This is a genomic window from Domibacillus sp. DTU_2020_1001157_1_SI_ALB_TIR_016, assembly GCF_032341995.1.
Classification (GTDB): Bacteria; Bacillota; Bacilli; order Bacillales; family Domibacillaceae; genus Domibacillus; species Domibacillus indicus_A.
This window is the reverse complement of record NZ_CP135439.1, coordinates 105,490-124,766: the sequence shown is the minus strand read 5'-3', so window position 1 is coordinate 124,766 and position 19,277 is coordinate 105,490. Positions and strand designations below refer to the sequence as shown.

The following is a 19,277-nucleotide window of genomic DNA, read 5'->3' as shown; positions in this document are numbered from 1 at the left end:
TTTTTATTTATCAGGAAAAAAGAACGAATTTTTCGTCTTTTTTGTTAACTTATTTTTTCCTCCACACTCTGTTAATAATCCCCTGCCAAAATAAAGAAGCAGTTTATTTGAGGAGGGATTAGGATGAAAAAGAAAAAAATTGTTCCCTTGTTTTTAGCTTCTGGTTTTTTATTAAGCGCCAATGAGTGGGCACCCGTCCAGACGCTGGCAGCAGAGCCTGTTTTACAGGAATCCTTCGATGCGTCTTCACTGCCGGCTGGCTGGGAAGTGATTCAGGGGCAAGCTTCTGTTCAAAACGGTGCCCTTGTTTTATCATCTCCTTCTTCTTCAAAGCCCGCTCGCGTGCTTGCGCCTTCGTCTGTTTCTGGCGGTGACTATGTGATTGAAGCCGATATGACGTTTTTATCCGCTGTTGAAGATACACGCTGGGCATCGATTATGTATCGCGTACAGGGCAATGACTATCCTTATTATCAAATGGCTGTCCGCCGCGGTGCCCAGGCGCTAAATGGCGTTGAATTTGCCCTTCGTAATGCAAACAATCAATGGTCTGTGCTGAACAAAGCCCCTTACAGCGAGGCTTTTGCTTACAACAAAACGTACAAGCTGAAAATCATCTCAAAAGGAAACCGCGTACAGCAATTTATAAATGGCCAGCTCGTTATCAACACAGATGCGGCAACATCGCTTCAAAACGGCCGAATCGGTTTTCAGGCATCGGGCGCCACTGTTCAATTTGATCACATCCGCATTACTGAACAAACGGAAGAGCTTCCTTCTTTGGCTGAAAGCGGTGCTTTTCTTGGCGATCAGCCGGAAACCAACCTGCTTAATGCACCGACCGTAATTTCGTCAGTGCCTCAGCTTCAACAAATGGAGGGTGTTTCATCTATGCTGCTTCAGCCAGGAGCTGATTTGAAGGTGAAAGATGTACCACTTCGCACTTATTTGGAAGAAATGGCAGGCAAAACGATTCCGGTCATTCGACTGGAAGAAGCCGAAACAGCTGAGAAAACAGCCGAATTGCTTCAGGAGTTGTCCATCCAGGATGTACATATTCTTTCTAGTCAGCCAGATGTGTTAAAAGTCGTTCGAGAAACAGTTCCGTCTGCACGCGGCGCACTCCTCTATAACCGGTCTTCGCTTAATAATCACGACGTGAACCGCTTTATTCAGTTTATTCACGCGTCTGGCGCTAAAACAGCGGTATTGCCGCAAAAACTGCTTTCAGCGGACCTTGTTCATGAGTTTCACCGCCGTGCTGTGGCGGTTTGGGGAGAGCTGGAAGGTGCATCAGAGCTGGATGCACATGCCCTTATTCATGCGGGAGTCGACGGCATGATTGCGGGTGACACTATGCCGGTAACGGCTGCATTCAGCCGTTACCCGGAAAACACACTCGTTCAGCGCCCCATTGTTGCAGCGCATCGCGGTATCCCGTCATTAGCCCCAGAAAATACAATGGCCGGCTACCGAATGGCGTATGAACTTGGCGCGGATTTAATTGAAACAGATGTGCAGAAAACGAAAGACGGCGAAATCGTCATTATGCACGACTATACTGTCGACCGGACGACGAACGGAACAGGCAATGTAAAAGATTTGACCCTGAAAGAACTCCAGTCTCTTGATGCAGGCTCTTATTTTAGCAGCCAATTTGTCGGTGAACGTGTGCCGGCCTTCCGTGAATTCCTTCAGGAGTTTAAGGGGAAAAATGTCATTCTTTTAGTGGAGCTAAAAGCAGATGGCATTGCGGAAGATACGATTCGGATCATTAACGAAGAGGGAATGGCGGATCAAGTTGTCCTGCAAAGCTTTCATTTAAACAGCGTTACCCAATCTGTGGCTTCTGCACCGCATATACCGTCGGGCTACTTGTACTCTTCATCTGTTCCGGGCGGGGAAGCAGCACGGCTTAATGATGCCCGGAGCATGCTTCAATATGCTTCGCGTATCAATGCAACGCTTAACGCCAGCTACAGCAGCTTATCGCCGGAATTTACATCTTACCTTCGCCAGCGCGGCATGATCAGTTTTCATTGGACTTTCCGCAATGAAGCAGATTTTGGCAGCCAGCTCCAAAACGGCATGATTGGACCGATTACGGATTATACACAGTGGCTGACCGATGCACCGATTCGGATTGAAACACCGATTCAAAAACGACATTTGCGTGTCGGACAGACCGCAGAGATTCAATCAAAGGCCTTTCTTAATTACCGTACAAAGAAAAAGGAAAATATTGAAACTACTCTTTTTTCTCCACATGATGGCGTAGCCATTAGCGGAAATACCATTCAAGCGGTGCAAACGGGCACTTTTTACGTTTTTGCCCAGCATACATTTAACATGCTTGGTCAAGAATGGCGAATTGTCTCCCAGCCAATTGAAGTAGTGGTAAAATAAAGAAAAAATTCCCGTTATCAACATGTTGATAACGGGAATTTTCTGACTTTATCCACATACCCACAGAATTAATCCACATTTTGAGGGCAACGATTAGCTACCCACAACATATAGAGCCACGTTTTGACAAAATTCGCAGGATGCAGGTTCTTCTGCTTTTTGCATAACCGGCGCCGTTTCCCATTCATCCACGGCTATATCAAGCGCCAGTTCCACGTGCTCCAGACAGCACGTTATTTCTTTTTTCTCCATTACAAATCACTCTCCGCAACGAGCGTCATCTTTGTTTCCCGCTGCTTTCCATCACGATAGTAGGTTACGTTTACAGTGTCGCCCTCTTTTTTATTGTTGTACATATATTTGCGCAGGGCAATAACATCCTGAACAGGCTTGCCGTCAAGAGCTGTGATCACATCATACTCCTGCATACCCGCTTTTGCTGCCGGAGAATTTGTTAACACCTGCTCAATAATGACGCCTTCTTTAATATCTTTAGGCAGCTTTAATGTTTCTTCCTGATGATAAGATGGCAGTTCGTTTACATTCTGCAGGGTAACACCCATTGCCGGACGCTTTACTTCACCATATGATTCAAGGTCTTTGATAATAGGCAAAGCCGTATCAATCGGAATGGACAAGCCAATGCCTTCCACTGCACTCTCGGCAATTTTCATAGAGTTGATCCCAATAACCTGGCCTGCAATATTAACCAGCGCGCCGCCGCTGTTGCCGGGATTAATCGCTGCATCTGTCTGCAGGACTTCTGCCTGCCAGTCATTCACCATGTCTCCATTTAAATCAACGGGAATAGCCCGCTCTAGTCCTGACACAACCCCTTGTGTAACAGACCCGGAAAATTCAAGTCCAAGCGGATTCCCAATCGCAATGACTGGTTCACCGATTTTTAGCGCTTCTGAATCCCCGAATTCGGCCGTTTTTTTCACATTGGCGCCTTTAATTGTTAAAACGGCAAGATCCGTCCATACGTCGCCGCCAAGCAGTTCTGCCGGTTCTTTTGTGCCGTCCGCCAAGGTTACTTCAAGCTGCTGAGCACCTTCGATAACGTGATAGTTCGTCACAATAAAAGCCGTATCATCGCTTTTTTTATAAATGACACCACTGCCGCTTCCAGCTTCCTGAGGACCAGATTCTGATCCAAAAAAGTCCATAGAAGCCTGGATATTGGTGATCCCGACTACCGTGTCTTTGGCTTTATCCACAGCTTTCGTTACGTCCGTTGTCACATCAAGTGATACCTGCTCCGCGTTTTCATTTTGGACAGACTCATTCTCAGAAACAGAAACGCCTTCTTTGTTTTGATACTCCACAATAGATGGAAGCGTGCCGACTACAAGACCAGCCCCGATCACCACACCGGCAAGTCCTGATAAAAAGTAGCCGCCTTTGCCGCTTCGCTTGTTTCTTCCTGTGCGCCCTTCATCATAATAGCCCAATACGATTCATCCTTTCTGCCAACTTATTGTTTCACCATTTCTCTCATCTATTCTAAAAAATTATACGCTTTTGCCAAAAAGAAGGGCAACTCATATGCCGCCTGCTGTGTATAACGGGCAAATAGAAAAGTTTGAAAGAAATCAAAAGCTGGCAAAAAAAAGCCCGCAGCTGTCTGCCACGGGTGTGGATTAAATAACTGCAAGCGGTGTTGGCACTTTCGGGTCCGTGTCATACAGGTGAAACCGATGGCCGACCCCTGTTTCTTTTTGTTCAAGCGTCTGCGTGACACTCATTTTTGCAAGTTCCTTCATATTATTATCTGCACTTAAATGTGCTAGATAAATACGCTTTGTCTGCGGGCCGATCACATCTGTCATCGCAAGCGCCGCATCTTCGTTTGATACATGTCCTACATCGCTTAAAATGCGCTGCTTAACGCTCCAGGGATAGCGGCCCATTCGAAGCATTCCGACATCATGATTGCTTTCAAAAACGTATGCATCAGCATTGGAAATAAGCCCTTTCATCCGATCACTTACGTATCCCGTATCCGTGATCAAAACAAGCTTTTTGCCGTTATTGTGGAAAATATAAAACATCGGCTCGGCCGCGTCATGTGAAACACCGAAAGATTCAATATCCACAGCGCCGAATGTTTTCACTGTTTCCGTTTCAAAGACAAATTTCTGGCTGTCGTCAATTGTACCGGTCAGCCGGTCCATTGCCTGCCATGTTTTTTGGTTTGCGTAAACCGGCAGCTTGTATTTTCTCGCCAGCACGCCAAGTCCTTTAATATGGTCGCTATGTTCATGGGTAACAAAGATGCCCGATAAATCGGCTATCTTGCGCTCAATCGATGAAAAAAGCTCTTCCATCTTTTTGCCGGAAAGGCCGGCATCCACAAGAAAGGAATGGCCGTCTGATTCCACGAAAACCGCATTGCCAGTGCTTCCGCTTGCCAGTACACTAAATTGCATTGTCATGCTGTTCACTCCAGTTAGATTGCTACGATTCTTTTTGCTGTGGATTAATCGATCCGTCAAACGCATTTACATATACTTCTTCGGTTTTGTCACCTTTTTTAAGCTGAAAATACCAGGTCGGTGACAGCACCTGCTGTACCTTCGATTCGTCGAGCTCTATTTGCTGAGACTCATCAACTCGCACAACGGTATAGTATCCGAGTTCTGCGTCGCTGATTTCACTGTCGAGCTGAATAAGGCCATTTTTATAAAGCGAATCAATGGCCTGCAGCGCAGGCAGAATCGTTTCCTTATTCCGGTTTTCATCGACACTTGAAAGCATCGTTTGAGAATAGCTCACAATATCTTTATCGTCATTCAACTGCACAGTCAGCATGCCTGCTGTATTTTCAAACAGTTTTTTACCGGCAATTTTCTGATAGTAGATGACGGTGTTGGCTTCTTGATTTCGTTTCCAATAAACATATTCCTCGCCATGCAGCACATTGTTTTTCACAAAGGCATTTAATTTGCTGCGTGCTGCTCCATCGGTTTCATATGGTTCTTCGAGCAGGCTGACAATTTCCGTTCCATTTTTTTCAATCGCCCATTTTTGTTTCGTTAAAAAAAACAGCTCTTTCTCTGTAAATGTTTTTGGTTTTGCGACGATCATGGAGCGTTCACCCGAGTCATCAGGCATTTCCTCATATTTAACGCCATCGTCTTGAAGCCTTTGTTCAATGGATGTTTTCTCGATCACTTCAAACCGGGAAGTACTGTACTTATTAAAAAACATTACGGCCAGAAAAATATCCAGGACGAGAAACACGGCGATAAAAATGGTTTTTGTTTTACTCCAATCCATCCAATCGTCCTCCTTCGTCCGTGACAAGCTTTTGCCAAGTACCGTTATACTGGTAGTACCAGAATGGTTCGAATGCCACCACTACTTTTGGTGATTCCTGTTTTACGGTCATTTCATATCCAATCCGCATATCTGTCAACAGCTTTGGATTTACTGTTTCCAGCTTCAATACTTCATTGAGTGCTTCCTGGCCGCTTTTTAGTTCTACAGTTCCTGTTCCTGAAGGAAACGGTTTGTCCAGCTCCACAATAAAAGAAGAACGGTCGTATTGATAAATGCGTTCCCGGCCCCAAATTTGTGAAAGCTCCGTCATGCTGGCCATTCCCTGTGGACTAAACACGGGGAAGTCTCCTAGAAACAAACGATAGCTGATTTCTGTTGACCCTGGTTTTGTTTGAAACAGGCGGTAGCTGTCTACCCAGCCATGGTGCTCGTTTACAAAATCAATGCTTTTTTCAATGAGCTGGTCCAGCGGCACCGGTTCAGTTACAACAGACGGATTTACATATCGGACTGTACCCGTACTGCTGTTGATTCGCATAAAGCTCGTTCCGTCTGTTGTATATCCCTCTCCTGCGCCGCTTGAACTCCGCTGTACGTAGCTTGGATCATTAAAAAGCGCCCGTTTAAACGTATCTGCGTCAATCTGCTCTGGCAAATAGCTTTGAACGGTTAAAACAGGCGGCTCTTTGCGCACGTATAAACGAGCACCATCAGGAACTTGATAAGAGATGTATGGCTCCAGACGGTCATGGTTTTCTACATAGCGCTGCTTAAATTCGCGCAAAGATCCCGTTTGAACCTCACTTTTGAACACAAGCCTTTCTTTAACCGAAACAAAATAAACAAACGCTTTGTTTTTTTGCTCTGCTTCCGTAATAACGATTCGGTTAAATACCGCATTTGGAACGGTTTTATCATTAAATGAAACCATCGTTTTAAATGTATTGAATGGGATAGGCGAAGAAAAAAACAGTTCCACATGTGAATTACTCGACAGGAGCTTCGAAAATTCCGCTTCGCTTAAGGAATTGGATATGTTTTCAGGCTCCATAAACGTCCATTCCCTCATTTCCTTCATCACCCAGTCCAAATCCTGCTTGGCAATGGTTCCATAGTGGCTCCCCTCCTGATGAGAGATCAGACGGGAAGGCTTTAATAAATCAGAAAGTTTGCGCTCCTCGCCTATTTCCACTTCTGTTACGATATTTTCATCCGCACTATCTGCAATGGTTTGATAGGAAGGCTGGTAGTTCCAAATGCCCCATGTAAACGCCAGACTGATCAAGACCAGCAGCGCAAGCGCTGCTGATTTGATTTTTTCATAGTTCATTCCCAATCATCCTCTTCGGAAAGATCCGCCGGCAGTGTAAAGAAAATCGTCGTCCCTTTCCCTTCCACACTTGTCGCCCAAATGTGGCCGCCGTGCGCGGTAATGAGTTCTTTTGCAATGGCAAGCCCCAGGCCGGTGCCGCCCATTTTTCTTGAACGGGCCCGGTCTACCCGGTAAAAGCGCTCGAAAATACGCTCCAGACTTTTTTTCGGAATCCCCATTCCCTGGTCACTGATGCTGACTTGAATGGTATCTCCATGTTCCTCTACTTTAAAAGAAACAAGGCCGCCTTCCGGTGAATATTTCAGCGCATTGGAAATAATATTATCGATCACCTGGGTAAGCTTATCCTGATCGATCGTTACATAAATCGGATAGCGCGGCAGCTTGCGCCGGAACGTTACTTCCTGAGATTTTGTCATCTCAAAACGGTCAATAATCTTATTGAAAAACTCAATAAAATCAGTATCCTTTTTCATTAAATTGTATTCCTGGCTGTCAAACTTTGAAAGCTGCAGCAAATCGTTCACAAGCCGAATCATCCGCTCCGTTTCCGTCTGGGTGACCTCAAGGAAATTCGGGGCGATGTCCGGGTCCTGCCAGGCGCCTTCCGCAAGCGCTTCGAGGTAGCTTCGCATCGTTGTCAGCGGTGTCCGCAATTCATGTGAAACGTTCGTTACAAACTCACGGCGCTCCATTTCGATTTTTTCCTGCTCGGTAATATCGTGCAAAACAGTAATAAGCCCGTTCACAAAGCCTGTTTCTTTTTGAATGACCGAAAAGTTCGCGCGCAGCACATAAGGCCTGTCGTGCGTACTGTAGTCCAAAATAACGGAATCCTGCTCATTCAGTAAATCATCAAAGGAATAGTCCTCTTCCAGATTGAGCAATGAAACAATCGGCTGTGAAATAACTGTTTCACGTGAAACATTCAGCATTTTAGATGCCGGCTCATTAATTAAAATCACCCGGCCGCGCCGGTCGGTCGCGATTACGCCATCCGTCATATAAGAAAGAACCGATGACAGCTTGCGCCGTTCCCCTTCTGTTGTGGCCTGGGCTTCCTGAAGCCGTTTCGTTAAGTTATTAAAGGTAACGGCCAGTTCACCAATTTCATCCTGCCCGTACACTTTTACTTTACGGGAGAAATTCCCTTTCCCAAGCGCCACTGCCTGCCGTCTCATATCGGTGATCGGCCGAGTAATGGTCCGTGCCAGCGTGATCCCTAAAACAGCGGTAATCGCCAGCGCCAAAATGGCAGCTGAAAACAGGATTTCATTAATGTCATCGAGCTGGCCGTACACCGTTTCAATATCTGCAACGAGATAAATGGCGCCTTTCACTTCGCTGTTAGACAAAATCGGTGAAGTCCGTACCCAGACACGCTTGCCGTTGTTTTCATCCACATACATTTTATCTTCTGTGGCTCCTGCTGACAGTGCCCGTTTCACGGAAATATCCGCCGGCATACGCTGGCCGACGAGGTCGCGTTTATTCGAATCAGACGTACCGATAATGCGGCTGTTCACATCGATCACCCGCACTTCAATAACATCACCCGCTGAAAAATCCTCTAAAATAGTGCGTACATCCTGCTCGAGCGTCTTTGACTCTTCATCCCGCTCTTTTAATATTTCTTCACGCACATTATATTCCAGCAATTCAACCCGCTGCGCCAAAGACTCTTTAAAGTTATTGGTGAATTTTTCTTCAAGTGAATTAACAAAATAAACACTGATAATCTGCATCGCAAATAAAATAAGCAGCACATAAATCAGCACGAATTTCATTTGTATCGAACGAAAAAAACCTACCCGTTTCATTCACGTTACTCCTGTTCAGGGTTGCGCAAATAGTAGCCAACGCCTCTTCGTGTTACGATCCAGGATGGGTGGCTCGGATTGTCTTCAATCTTCTCACGAAGGCGTCTGACTGTTACATCTACTGTTCTAACATCTCCGTAGTAATCATATCCCCAAACCGTCTGCAGCAGGTGCTCGCGTGTCATTACCTGTCCAATATGCTTGGCCAAGTAATGAAGAAGTTCAAATTCACGATGAGTTAACTCAATTGTTTCCCCGCGTTTTGAAACGATGTAGGCATCCGGATGAATCGTTAAAGCCCCTACCGCAATCTCGTTTGTATCAACTTCTTCTTCTTCTGGCGCCGGCGCTGCTTGATGGCGGCGAAGATTTGCTTTTACCCGTGCAATCAGTTCACGTGTAGAAAACGGCTTTGTCACATAATCATCCGCTCCGAGTTCCAGTCCAAGCACTTTATCAATCTCGGAATCCTTCGCTGTCAGCATGATAATCGGCATTTCGTATTTTTTACGCACTTCCCGGCATACTTCCATCCCATCACGGCCTGGAAGCATGATGTCAAGCAGCACTAAATCCGGCTGCATGTTCTCTACCATTTCAACTGCCTGGTCGCCATCGTATGCGCATTGCACGTCATATCCTTCTTTTTTTAAATTAAACTGCAAAATATCTGCAATGGGTCTTTCATCATCGACAACCAATATTTTCTTTTGCATCATGTATGTCCCTCACTTTTAGTTTCACAGAATAAAAGATGGCTTCAAATATTATATTTTATCACATTTTTGCCCTTTACGCTTTTCTTTACTTTACCATGGCAGGAAGACTGCGGCATCTGGCAATAAGCGTTAGAAATAACAAAAAGCACCACGGGAGCGAAATCACCGCGATGCTTTTTCTATGGCTCAGGACGGAATCGAACCGCCGACACAAGGATTTTCAGTCCTTTGCTCTACCAACTGAGCTACTGAGCCGGAATTAAACAACATGTTTATACATAGGTTATTACGTTTTTACTGCCAGAAGTGCATGAAGACTAAATTTTCAAAAAACACAGCGGCCGTTTTTTCGTGAAGGACAATTCAAAGATGCGGACGGCCGCCATCAAGAACATAACGATAGATAGGTTTAAGTAAAGTAAAAATGGCGGTCCGGACGGGACTCGAACCCGCGACCTCCTGCGTGACAGGCAGGCATTCTAACCAACTGAACTACCGGACCAATTTTAGCGCTGTTTCCCAGCAACGTTGTTAATAGTATCATATGGGGGGAAGGGTGACAATACATTTTCACCATATTTGTCGAAAAAAACGAACAAAATAGTGAAATTTCGACAATTTCATGCCTTTCCCCAAACATTCTAAGGAAAAAAGTACAAAATAATACATTTTTATCTTATATAGGGAGAATTTGCGGGAGGACCATTGACATAGATAGATAGAAAAAAGCGGGACAAAACTTAAAAAATAAAATCTTTTGAAAAAGTATCTCTTTGTTTCTTTTTTCTCAAGAAGTGCGGCAGTTCAGATGAGAGCCGGCAAGGCGGCAAAGGTTAATAGAACACATGCCCTATCACCAAAGCGGTAAAAGTGTATGTGAAGATGCCTCTTTGCGGCTTTTTCGAAACAAATGGGGAAGCCGGCCGGACGAAGACTCCTGCGGGATGCACAGTGAGTCGGGAGATCCCGCAGGCGTGTGCGCCGAGGAGGCTCCCGTACTGTCCCTAAGGGGTGTAAAGTCCGACCGGCTTCCTATCGGCTCTTTTTTTAGAACTGATAGTCTCCTGCCCATTTTAGGCGGCGAAACTTTCATAAAAAAAGACTGACGACAAAGTCGTCAGTCTTAAGCTGACCTATCTTAAGGCAGCTTTTTTTATTATTTAACTCCACACACTGCGGACTATATTTGTCTGGTTACGGTCTGGGCCTACTGAGAAAACAGACAATGGGATACCAGTCAGCTGCGACACACGTTCGATGTAATGGCGTGCATTTGCCGGAAGCTCACTTAAATCTTTCACACCTGTAATATCTTCTGTCCAGCCTGGAAGCTCTTCATATACCGGCTCGCACTCTGCAAGTACGCGAAGGTTCGCTGGGTATTCTGTGATTAGCTCGTCTTTGTAACGGTACGCTGTACAAATTTTCAACGTTTCAATTCCTGTTAGTACGTCGATTGAATTCAGTGAAAGATCTGTGATTCCGCTCACACGGCGCGCATGGCGTACAACAACACTGTCAAACCAGCCAACACGGCGCGGACGGCCTGTTGTTGTACCATATTCACGGCCCACTTCACGAATTTGATCTCCGATTTCGTTGTTCAGCTCCGTTGGGAACGGACCATCGCCGACACGAGTTGTATAAGCTTTGGATACGCCAACAACATGTGTAATTTTGGATGGGCCGACACCCGAACCAATTGTTACACCGCCGGCAACTGGATTCGAAGAAGTAACAAACGGATATGTTCCCTGGTCGATATCAAGCATAACGCCCTGGGCGCCTTCAAATAGAACGCGGCGGCCTTCATCAAGCGCATCGTTCAGGACAACGGATGTATCACAGACAAGGTCTTTGATTTGCTGTCCGTACTCATAGTATTCGTCCAGAATATCTTCCACTTTAAAGCCTTCTGTTTCGTAGAAGCGCTCAAGCAGGCGATTTTTTTCTGCAATGTTATGCGTCAGCTTTTCTTCAAATGTTTCGCGATCCAAAAGGTCAGCCATGCGGATTCCCATCCGTGCAGCTTTATCCATATAAGCAGGGCCGATGCCTTTTTTCGTTGTGCCGATTTTATTGGCGCCTTTGCGCTCTTCTTCCACTTCATCAATTTTCAAGTGGTATGGCAAAATCACGTGCGCACGGTTTGAAATGCGCAGGTTTTCTGTTGACACGCCATGTCCATGCAAATATTCCAGCTCTTTTACAAGTGCTTTTGGATCTACAACCATACCGTTGCCGATTACGCAAATTTTATCCGAATAAAAAATACCAGATGGAATCAAGTGAAGTTTGTATGTAACACCGTTAAATTTAATTGTATGACCTGCGTTGTTACCGCCTTGGTAACGGGCTACGACTTCTGCGTTTTCAGAAAGAAAATCGGTTACTTTCCCTTTTCCTTCATCGCCCCATTGCGTTCCTACTACAACTACTGATGACATTTTTTGCACCTCCGAAGGTTCATGAAAAACGTTTTATCAAACACGTTTATTTTACCAGCAGAAAACGGAGCCGTCAAACTAAAAGACGAACATTTTAAACTTAATCAGATTTTTTTATTCGTTTTTATTCCAAAAGTACCGGTTGCTTCAAGTGAGAGAATGCTTGAAAACGCATAAAAACAAAAAAAGCCAGCAATCGCTGGCTTTTTTTATGCTCCGGGCGGCGCTCCCATTTCATCCATGCGCCGTTCCACATTTACGAATTTATTGTATTCCTTCACGAAAGCGAGCTCGACTGTTCCAGTCGGGCCGTTCCGCTGCTTGGCAATAATGATCTCGATCATATTTTTGTTTTCGGTTTCTTTATCGTAATAATCATCCCGGTACAAGAACGCTACAATATCGGCATCCTGCTCAATCGATCCAGATTCCCGGATATCGGACATCATTGGACGCTTGTCCTGCCGCTGCTCCACGCCACGGGAAAGCTGGGAGAGCGCAATAACCGGCACTTCCAGCTCACGGGCGAGCGCTTTTAAGGAACGGGAAATTTCCGATACTTCCTGCTGGCGGTTTTCGCCGGAGCGTCCATTCCCTTGAATGAGCTGCAGGTAGTCGATCAAAATCATGCCCAGTCCCTGCTCCTGCTTCAGCCGGCGGCATTTGGAGCGGATTTCTCCAATGCGTACACCCGGCGTATCATCAATATAGATACCTGAATTAGACAAGCTGCCCATTGCCATTGTCAGCTTGCGCCAGTCTTCATCCGTCAGGGTGCCTGTCCGCAGGCTTTGCGCATTAATATTTCCTTCTGCGCAGAGCATCCGCATAACCAGCTGCTCTGCCCCCATCTCAAGACTAAAGATCGCAACCGTTTCGTCCGTATTTGTTGCGACGTTTTGGGCAATATTAAGAGCAAATGCCGTTTTCCCGACAGACGGACGTGCGGCAACAATAATTAAATCATTTCGCTGGAACCCTGCGGTCATCCGGTCCAGCTCGGCAAATCCGGTTGGAATGCCGGTTACATCGCCTTTTCGGTTGTGAAGAAGCTCAATATTATCATACGTGCGCACAAGCACGTCTTTAATATTGTGAAAGGCACCCGCATTTTTCCGCTGGGCCACTTCCATAATGCTTTTTTCCGCTTCGCTCAGCAAGCCTTCCACTTCATTCTCACGCTCGTACCCGTCTGTGGCGATGGTAGTCGCCGTGCGGATCAATCGGCGCAGAAGCGATTTTTCTTCTACAATGCGGGAATAATATTCAATATTAGCCGCTGTTGGGACAGCTTCCGCCAATTCACTCAAATACGAAATACCGCCGACATCTTCAATCAATTTATGAGCGGCCAGGTCTTCGGTGACCGTCACCACGTCCACTGCTTTTCCGTGGTCGCTAAGCTTCAGCATCGTTAAATAAATCTGCTGGTGGGCATTCCGGTAAAAGTCTTCCGGAATTAATATTTCCGAAGCGACTGTTAACGCGGACGGCTCCAAAAAGATCGCCCCCAGCACAGCCTGTTCTGCTTCAATATTTTGCGGCGGTACACGGTCCGTTAATACATCGCTCATTGTTACCCTCCTCGTGAAAAAAACATGTGATCAGAGAACTCTGACCACATGTTTTTCTATTATTTTTCTTCTGTTACATGTACCTTAAGTGTAGCTGTGACTTCATTATGCAATTTAACCGGCACGTTTGTGTAGCCAAGGCCGCGGATGCCGTCCGGAAGATCCATCTTCCGTTTATCAATCTTAATTTTATGTGTTTTATTTAATTGATCTGCCACTTGTTTAGCTGTTACAGAACCGAAAAGTCGTCCGCCTGCCCCTGTTTTAGCATGCAATTCAACAGTCAGTGCTTCAATCGTTTCTTTCAGGCGCTTTGCTTCTTCCAGCTCTTCTGCTGCAAGAGCTACTTGTTTTTTCTTTTGAGCATCAAGCGCGTTTTGGTTGCCCGATGTTGCTTCGACTGCATAGCCGTTTTTAATTAAAAAGTTATGTGCATAGCCGTCGGCTACATTTTTAATATCGCCTTTTTTGCCTTTTCCTTTTACGTCCTTTAAAAAGATTACCTTCATTCTTCATTTCCTCCTTCAGTGACTTCATCGATAACGCGGCACAGCTCCATTTCAGCGTCTTCTACAGAAGCGTCCCGAATTTGCGTTGCAGCATTTGTTAAATGGCCGCCTCCGTTCAACTGCTCCATAATGATCTGTACATTGACTTCGCCAAGTGAGCGGGCACTGATCCCGATCATTTCTTCGGACCGGCGGGCAATCACAAACGATGCCTGGACCCCGTTCATGGTCAAAATCGTATCCGCTGCCTGGGCAATTAAGACAGAATCATACACATAATCATCATCGCCTTTGGCAATCGCCAGGCCGTCTTTATAAAAATAAACCGTTTCAATCAGCTGGCTACGCTGAATGTAGGTGCCAATATCTTCTTTTAAAAACTTTTGAACTAAAATCGTATCCGCACCGTTTGTACGTAAATAAGCAGCTGCGTCAAACGTGCGGGCTCCAGTCCGCAGTGAAAAACTTTTTGTATCGACAATTATACCAGCAAGCAGGGCCGTTGACTCAAGCATCGATATTTTTTTTGTTTTCGGCTGATATTCCAACAGCTCTGTGACAAGCTCTGCCGTAGAAGAAGCATAGGGCTCCATATAAACAAGAAGCGGGTTTTTAATAAATTCTTCTCCGCGCCGATGGTGATCGATCACGACCACTCGTTCCGCTCTGGAAAGCAGTTTTCCTTCAATGACAAGCGATGGCTTATGGGTATCCACCACAACAAGCAAGGTTCGATTCGTTGCAATTTCAAGCGCTTCTTCTGGTGTAATAATTCTTGAATGAAGTTCAGGATTCTGTTCTTTCAGCTCGTTAAGCAGTCGTTTCACTGCCGTATCGACTTGTGCAGGATCAACGACAATATAACCTTCCCGCCCATTTAATTCTGCAACATGGCGAATACCCATTGAAGCACCAACTGCATCCATATCCGGATACTTGTGGCCCATCACGATCACTTTGTCACTCTCAGTTACGATGTCACGAAGTGCGTGTGAAATCACGCGGGCACGCACCCGTGTCCGTTTCTCGGTTGGATTTGTTTTCCCCCCGTAAAACTTTACTTTCCCGTCTCCCTGCTTGATGGCAGCCTGGTCACCGCCGCGTCCAAGAGCCAGATCCAAACTGGATTGAGCGAGATCGCCCAATTCCGGCAGTGGAACAACTCCCTGTCCGATACCAATGCTCAATGTCAGCGGGGCATAATGCTTAGCCGTTTCTTCACGCACTTCATCCAAAATGGAAAACTTATCTTCTTCAAGTTTGGCTAAAATACGCTCGTTCATCACAGTAAAAAAGCGTTCCGACGACACACGTTTTAAAAACATGCCGTGTTTTTTCGCCCAGCCATTGAGCATAGAAGTAACCAGGCTGTTTAAGCTGCTTTTTGTTTGATCATCCATCCCCTGTGTTAAATCATCGTAGTTATCGAGAAAGATGATGCTGAGCGTGGTTTTTTCTTCTCTAAACTGGCGGGCGACCCGTTCTTCTTCGGTCACATCAAAAAAGTAAAGAAGCCGTTCATCTGGTTTTGACACCACACGAAAGGTTTTGTCGTTTAAGTTAAGCATAGCTTCTTTGCCGCTTTTAATAGCCGAAAGCAAAGGTTCCGCTACTTCATAAAGCGATTCGCCAACAAGGGTCTCCTCTTGAAAGTAAGAGGTTAAAAAAGCATTCGCCCATTCGATTGTATACTCCTTATTATAAAGCAGAATGCCAATCGGCAGCTCCTGAAGCGTTTCTTCACCGACTTTTTGAAGGCGGTACGATAAAGTGGCCACATACTTCTGTACATCTTCATGCATTTTTCTTTCTGCCAAATATAAAAAGAGGAGCAGAAAAATCGTCAATGTAAGCAAGCCGGCGCCGGCAGCCCAATTGTAGGAGAACAGCCAGGCCGACGCGGCCACAAGCACAAGCGTAATGACAATGATCGGTACTTGAATCATCCGCCTGTTATAATACGAAAGCATTCGCTTCAGCTCCTCGTTCTAAAGCTCCACCTTTTGTGCTCGATGGAGCTAATTTTAAAAAGCATCTTACCGCTTTTTTTGCATCCGTTGTCTTAAGTCGAACCCTAAATCAATTATACCTAATAATCGGATAAGATAAAGAAGCGGAATTAGAGGAATTGATAAAAGGGCCGCTAAAACCGGGATGGCTTTTGGCCATTTTTTGCTGTGGGCAAAGAAAAAAACAAAAGACAAACCTTGTATATATAAGCATGCCTGCAAAATAAACAGCACGTTCACATAAATATCATACCAGCTTGTACCGGGCTCCGGCTGAACAAAAATAGCTCCTGCCATTAAAAGGAGATAATACCAAAGGATTGTCCGGGGCAGACGTACTGTCCGGAATGGCTGAAGCGGTTTTATTTTGACGCCGAGCCGTTTGGCAATCGGGTAATTCACCGTTCTTAAAAGCAGCACCGTAAGAAAAGCCAGCGCTGTGAGAATCGCCGGTAAAATAGCGTTCATATACTCAATCAGCGTATTGATTTCCTCGCCTGTGTAAGGCACTTCCTGTCCGAGCACGCGGCTTGTTTCGGCTGCTGACTCCTTAAAGGCTTTACTGAATTCGTCTGCAAACGAAATATCAAAAAGCCACATGGCTGCCGCATACTGCACAATCAAATTTAATAAAAATACGAGACTTCCACCCATATAAACAATCCAGCCATCTGACTGCCTGCGGATGAGTGCCCCCATCATCAAGCCGGTTGTTCCGTACATAATCGCCAGAGGCACAGAGATTACGCCTCCTATTATAAAGGACAGCGCTACCGAACAAGCAAGCAGCCCAAAAGCCGGCCCGGCCGGATATTTAGCACTGTATATCAAAAAAGGAAGCAGTAAAAAAAGCGCGCCGACAATAGAGATAATCGGTACGTAGACGGAGACCGCCAGTAGAATCGCAAAGATGGCCAGCATCATTGCTCCTTCTGTTATGACTTTTGTTCTTTCCACTTTAACACTCCGTTCATTTACCAAGCATTTCGGCATTCTCCCCCCTTATTCTACATTCCTTTAGTCCCCCATTCAACTTTAAAAGAAAAAAGTCCGAACAAAAGATCGGACTTTTTCACTTATTTTTCATATTTGAAATTGGTGTATTGCGTGAATCAATTCTTCATTAAGTAAAGACAGCTGTTCGGAAGCCGCCGCTACGCCCTCAATGGCCAACAGCTGCGTCCGCGTTCTTTCCTGGGCTTCTTCACAGGAAAAAGCCGAAACTTTGGCTTCTTCCGCCAGCTGGCCGGCCGTATACACAACTGTATCTTTTTCCTGATCGGCTGTACGAATCCCTCTGACCATTTCGGCAATCGCTGCCTTCATTTTCTGCACAACTTCTTCCTGATGAACAAATACTCCTTCGGTTTCCTGTACCGCTTCTGTTTGCGCGGTAATGTATCCGCCTGCTTCCGTTACCGTCTGGATCGCTTGAATGGACCCTTCCTGCACCGCCGCAATTTTTTTATGTATCTCACCGGCCGCCTTGCCCGACTGCTCAGCAAGCTTTCTCACTTCCTGGGCAACCACTGCGAAGCCTTTGCCGTGGCTGCCTGCCCGCGCTGCTTCAATCGATGCATTGAGCGCCAGCAGGTTTGTCTGAGCGGATATCCCTTCAATAACATGTACAATGTCTTCAATGCGTTTAATGTCCTCTGCCAGTGTGCTAATAGACTTCATCGCTGCGTCCATTCTTTCAGCAGAAGCACCCATAGATTCTGCCATCACCGAGACATGCCTTGCTCCTGTTTCAGCTGCCTGGGCTGCCGTGCCAGCAAGCTGAGTCATGGCATCTGCTTCACCTGATATGGAGCTGATTAACGTGCCCAGCTCCCTTGAACGATCCGCTGCTTTTTGCGAGCCGTTTGCGGATCTTTCCGTTCCATGAGTTAATTCATCCAGCGCAGACGCTGCTGCTGTTCCGGATTCATTGATTTCCTGTACCGCGATATTCAAGTTCTCAATGGATTCCCTTACATTTTTCGCTGCATCTTCTGTCACCCCGACAATGCTGCGCATTTTCACGACCATTTCATTAAAATTGCGGCTTAGTTCCGCTGTTTCGTCCCTTCCTGAAACATAAACGTGTGTTTGCAAGTTGCCTTCTGCCACTTGTTTCACAGAGGCTTTCAATGTTTGAAGCGGCTTTGTAATGTTTGATGTCAGCCAAAACACAACAAGCATCACAACGGCAAGTGCCGACAGCGCTGTAAGGGCCAGAATTTTTTTCATTTCGTCTGAAACGCTGAACAAATGGCTCTTTTCGTAGACCGCCCCGATTTTCCAGCCGGTCTGTGCAGCTGTATCGTAAACAATCAGCTGGTTTTCTTTTTCTAAAATGCCGCTTTTTTCACCAGCTAACATCGCTCCCATCAGCGCATCTTTTGATACATCTTTGCCTTTTTGAGATGGGTGAACAAGTGCCCTTCCTTGCTCGGATAGGACAACCGGGTACCCTTCGTAGCCGACGTTCAGCTTGTTCATTCGATTGGTCATGCTCGTTAAGTCAATATCAACCCCAATGACGCCGAGCACTTCTGAGCCGCTCATAATGGCTTTGGAGACTGTAATAATATCGTCCCCTGTTTCGCTTTGATACGGTTCACTCCACACCGGCTGTCCGCTTTCGGCTGCCTGCTTATAGGCGAGCTCCTCTAACGGGTTAAAATCTTTTAGAAGCGATGTGGCAGGTGCCATTTTAAAGGTGCCGGCTGCTGATGTATAGTAAACGCTTAGTGTTTCCTTATAAATATCGGTGTACCGGTTAAACACAGCCTGCAGCTCCCTGTCTGCTTCGCCGTCCAGCTGTTTATCCGACTGCGCCAGCTGGGCATATCCGAGTACTTGTGCGCTTTCGGATAAAAGTAGAATACTTTCTTCGTACTTTTGCAAAAAGGCATCCGCAGAATTGTTTAATTCTTTTACAAACTCTTTTGTTTGGGCGGCTGCATTTTTTTCAATCCGCTGTTCTGTTTTTAATCCAGTAAAAAAAATAACAAAAGCAAAGGCACTGATCAGAATAATCGCAATGGGAAGCATAAATTTCATTCGAATTGATTTCATTTCACTACACCTTTCTCCCTATATACGCTCCCATTATAGTTTTATAGTCCTAACACAGTATTAAGGAAATGTAAAAAATTTATTAAAAAAAGGACGCCGGTACTAGCCGGCA

General features: G+C 45.7%; 14 protein-coding genes and 2 tRNA genes. 1 reads left to right on the top strand and 15 read right to left on the bottom strand.

Going from position 1 to position 19,277, the window contains the following annotated elements:
• Positions 1-123: 123 nt before the first annotated feature.
• Positions 124-2,406 (top strand): glycerophosphodiester phosphodiesterase family protein, encoded by a 2,283-nt coding sequence (locus RRU94_RS08635; RefSeq protein ID WP_315693707.1) that lies wholly within the window; start codon positions 124-126, stop codon positions 2,404-2,406.
• 93 nt (positions 2,407-2,499) lie between these two features.
• On the opposite strand, the gene RRU94_RS08630 is transcribed toward RRU94_RS08635, so the two are convergent.
• The 15 genes from RRU94_RS08630 to RRU94_RS08560 all read right to left on the bottom strand — a co-directional run bounded on the left by RRU94_RS08630 (position 2,500) and on the right by RRU94_RS08560 (position 19,165).
• Positions 2,500-2,658, bottom strand: a complete 159-nt coding sequence (locus RRU94_RS08630; RefSeq protein ID WP_315693706.1) for a CxxH/CxxC protein — start codon at positions 2,656-2,658, stop codon at positions 2,500-2,502.
• A complete protein-coding gene (locus RRU94_RS08625) occupies positions 2,658-3,860 on the bottom strand; it encodes a S1C family serine protease (protein ID WP_315693705.1) in 1,203 nt (400 codons plus the stop codon). Before RRU94_RS08625 ends, RRU94_RS08630 begins: the two co-directional genes overlap by 1 nt.
• Positions 3,861-4,049: 189 nt before the next feature.
• The gene (locus RRU94_RS08620; protein ID WP_315693704.1) at positions 4,050-4,844 is read right to left on the bottom strand and encodes an MBL fold metallo-hydrolase; all 795 of its coding nucleotides are present in this window, start codon (positions 4,842-4,844) and stop codon (positions 4,050-4,052) included.
• A gap of 22 nt (positions 4,845-4,866) precedes the next feature.
• Positions 4,867-5,688 (bottom strand): two-component system regulatory protein YycI, encoded by an 822-nt coding sequence (locus RRU94_RS08615; protein ID WP_315693702.1) that lies wholly within the window; start codon positions 5,686-5,688, stop codon positions 4,867-4,869.
• Positions 5,675-7,021 carry a YycH family regulatory protein gene (locus RRU94_RS08610; RefSeq protein ID WP_315693701.1) on the bottom strand — a complete coding sequence of 449 codons (1,347 nt, stop codon included), beginning with the start codon at positions 7,019-7,021 and terminating at the stop codon, positions 5,675-5,677. Before RRU94_RS08610 ends, RRU94_RS08615 begins: the two co-directional genes overlap by 14 nt.
• Positions 7,018-8,844, bottom strand: a complete 1,827-nt coding sequence (gene walK, locus RRU94_RS08605) for a cell wall metabolism sensor histidine kinase WalK (protein WP_315693700.1) — start codon at positions 8,842-8,844, stop codon at positions 7,018-7,020. The genes RRU94_RS08610 and walK overlap by 4 nt, the downstream gene beginning before the upstream one ends.
• Positions 8,845-8,849: 5 nt before the next feature.
• Positions 8,850-9,560, bottom strand: coding sequence for a response regulator YycF (gene yycF, locus RRU94_RS08600; protein WP_242232813.1), 711 nt, complete (start codon positions 9,558-9,560; stop codon positions 8,850-8,852).
• Positions 9,561-9,745: 185 nt separating this feature from the next.
• Positions 9,746-9,818: transfer RNA gene (locus RRU94_RS08595), tRNA-Phe, on the bottom strand.
• Positions 9,819-9,988: 170 nt separating this feature from the next.
• Positions 9,989-10,065, bottom strand: a tRNA-Asp gene (locus tag RRU94_RS08590).
• Positions 10,066-10,723: 658 nt separating this feature from the next.
• Positions 10,724-12,010 carry an adenylosuccinate synthase gene (locus RRU94_RS08585; protein ID WP_315693698.1) on the bottom strand — a complete coding sequence of 429 codons (1,287 nt, stop codon included), beginning with the start codon at positions 12,008-12,010 and terminating at the stop codon, positions 10,724-10,726.
• A gap of 209 nt (positions 12,011-12,219) precedes the next feature.
• Positions 12,220-13,584: a replicative DNA helicase gene (gene dnaB, locus RRU94_RS08580; RefSeq protein ID WP_315693697.1), complete on the bottom strand. Its 1,365-nt coding sequence runs from the start codon at positions 13,582-13,584 to the stop codon at positions 12,220-12,222.
• Positions 13,585-13,643: 59 nt separating this feature from the next.
• Positions 13,644-14,093: a 50S ribosomal protein L9 gene (gene rplI, locus RRU94_RS08575; RefSeq protein WP_315693696.1), complete on the bottom strand. Its 450-nt coding sequence runs from the start codon at positions 14,091-14,093 to the stop codon at positions 13,644-13,646.
• The gene (locus RRU94_RS08570; protein WP_315693695.1) at positions 14,090-16,063 is read right to left on the bottom strand and encodes a DHH family phosphoesterase; all 1,974 of its coding nucleotides are present in this window, start codon (positions 16,061-16,063) and stop codon (positions 14,090-14,092) included. The genes rplI and RRU94_RS08570 overlap by 4 nt, the downstream gene beginning before the upstream one ends.
• 66 nt (positions 16,064-16,129) lie before the next feature.
• Positions 16,130-17,095 (bottom strand): YybS family protein, encoded by a 966-nt coding sequence (locus RRU94_RS08565; RefSeq protein WP_315693694.1) that lies wholly within the window; start codon positions 17,093-17,095, stop codon positions 16,130-16,132.
• 90 nt (positions 17,096-17,185) lie between these two features.
• The gene (locus RRU94_RS08560; RefSeq protein ID WP_315693693.1) at positions 17,186-19,165 is read right to left on the bottom strand and encodes a methyl-accepting chemotaxis protein; all 1,980 of its coding nucleotides are present in this window, start codon (positions 19,163-19,165) and stop codon (positions 17,186-17,188) included.
• Positions 19,166-19,277 lie beyond the last annotated feature (112 nt).

Bases quoted from the DNA above. Each gene is read 5' to 3' on its own strand.
- RRU94_RS08635 (WP_315693707.1), top strand. From the start codon at position 124: ATGAAAAAGAAAAAAATTGTTCCCTTGTTTTTAGCTTCTGGTTTTTTA.
- RRU94_RS08630 (WP_315693706.1), bottom strand. From the start codon at position 2,658: ATGGAGAAAAAAGAAATAACGTGCTGTCTGGAGCACGTGGAACTGGCG.
- RRU94_RS08620 (WP_315693704.1), bottom strand. From the start codon at position 4,844: ATGACAATGCAATTTAGTGTACTGGCAAGCGGAAGCACTGGCAATGCG.
- RRU94_RS08615 (WP_315693702.1), bottom strand. From the start codon at position 5,688: ATGGATTGGAGTAAAACAAAAACCATTTTTATCGCCGTGTTTCTCGTC.
- RRU94_RS08610 (WP_315693701.1), bottom strand. From the start codon at position 7,021: ATGAACTATGAAAAAATCAAATCAGCAGCGCTTGCGCTGCTGGTCTTG.
- walK (WP_315693700.1), bottom strand. From the start codon at position 8,844: ATGAAACGGGTAGGTTTTTTTCGTTCGATACAAATGAAATTCGTGCTG.
- yycF (WP_242232813.1), bottom strand. From the start codon at position 9,560: ATGCAAAAGAAAATATTGGTTGTCGATGATGAAAGACCCATTGCAGAT.
- RRU94_RS08585 (WP_315693698.1), bottom strand. From the start codon at position 12,010: ATGTCATCAGTAGTTGTAGTAGGAACGCAATGGGGCGATGAAGGAAAA.
- dnaB (WP_315693697.1), bottom strand. From the start codon at position 13,584: ATGAGCGATGTATTAACGGACCGTGTACCGCCGCAAAATATTGAAGCA.
- rplI (WP_315693696.1), bottom strand. From the start codon at position 14,093: ATGAAGGTAATCTTTTTAAAGGACGTAAAAGGAAAAGGCAAAAAAGGC.
- RRU94_RS08570 (WP_315693695.1), bottom strand. From the start codon at position 16,063: ATGCTTTCGTATTATAACAGGCGGATGATTCAAGTACCGATCATTGTC.
- RRU94_RS08565 (WP_315693694.1), bottom strand. From the start codon at position 17,095: ATGCCGAAATGCTTGGTAAATGAACGGAGTGTTAAAGTGGAAAGAACA.
- RRU94_RS08560 (WP_315693693.1), bottom strand. From the start codon at position 19,165: ATGAAATCAATTCGAATGAAATTTATGCTTCCCATTGCGATTATTCTG.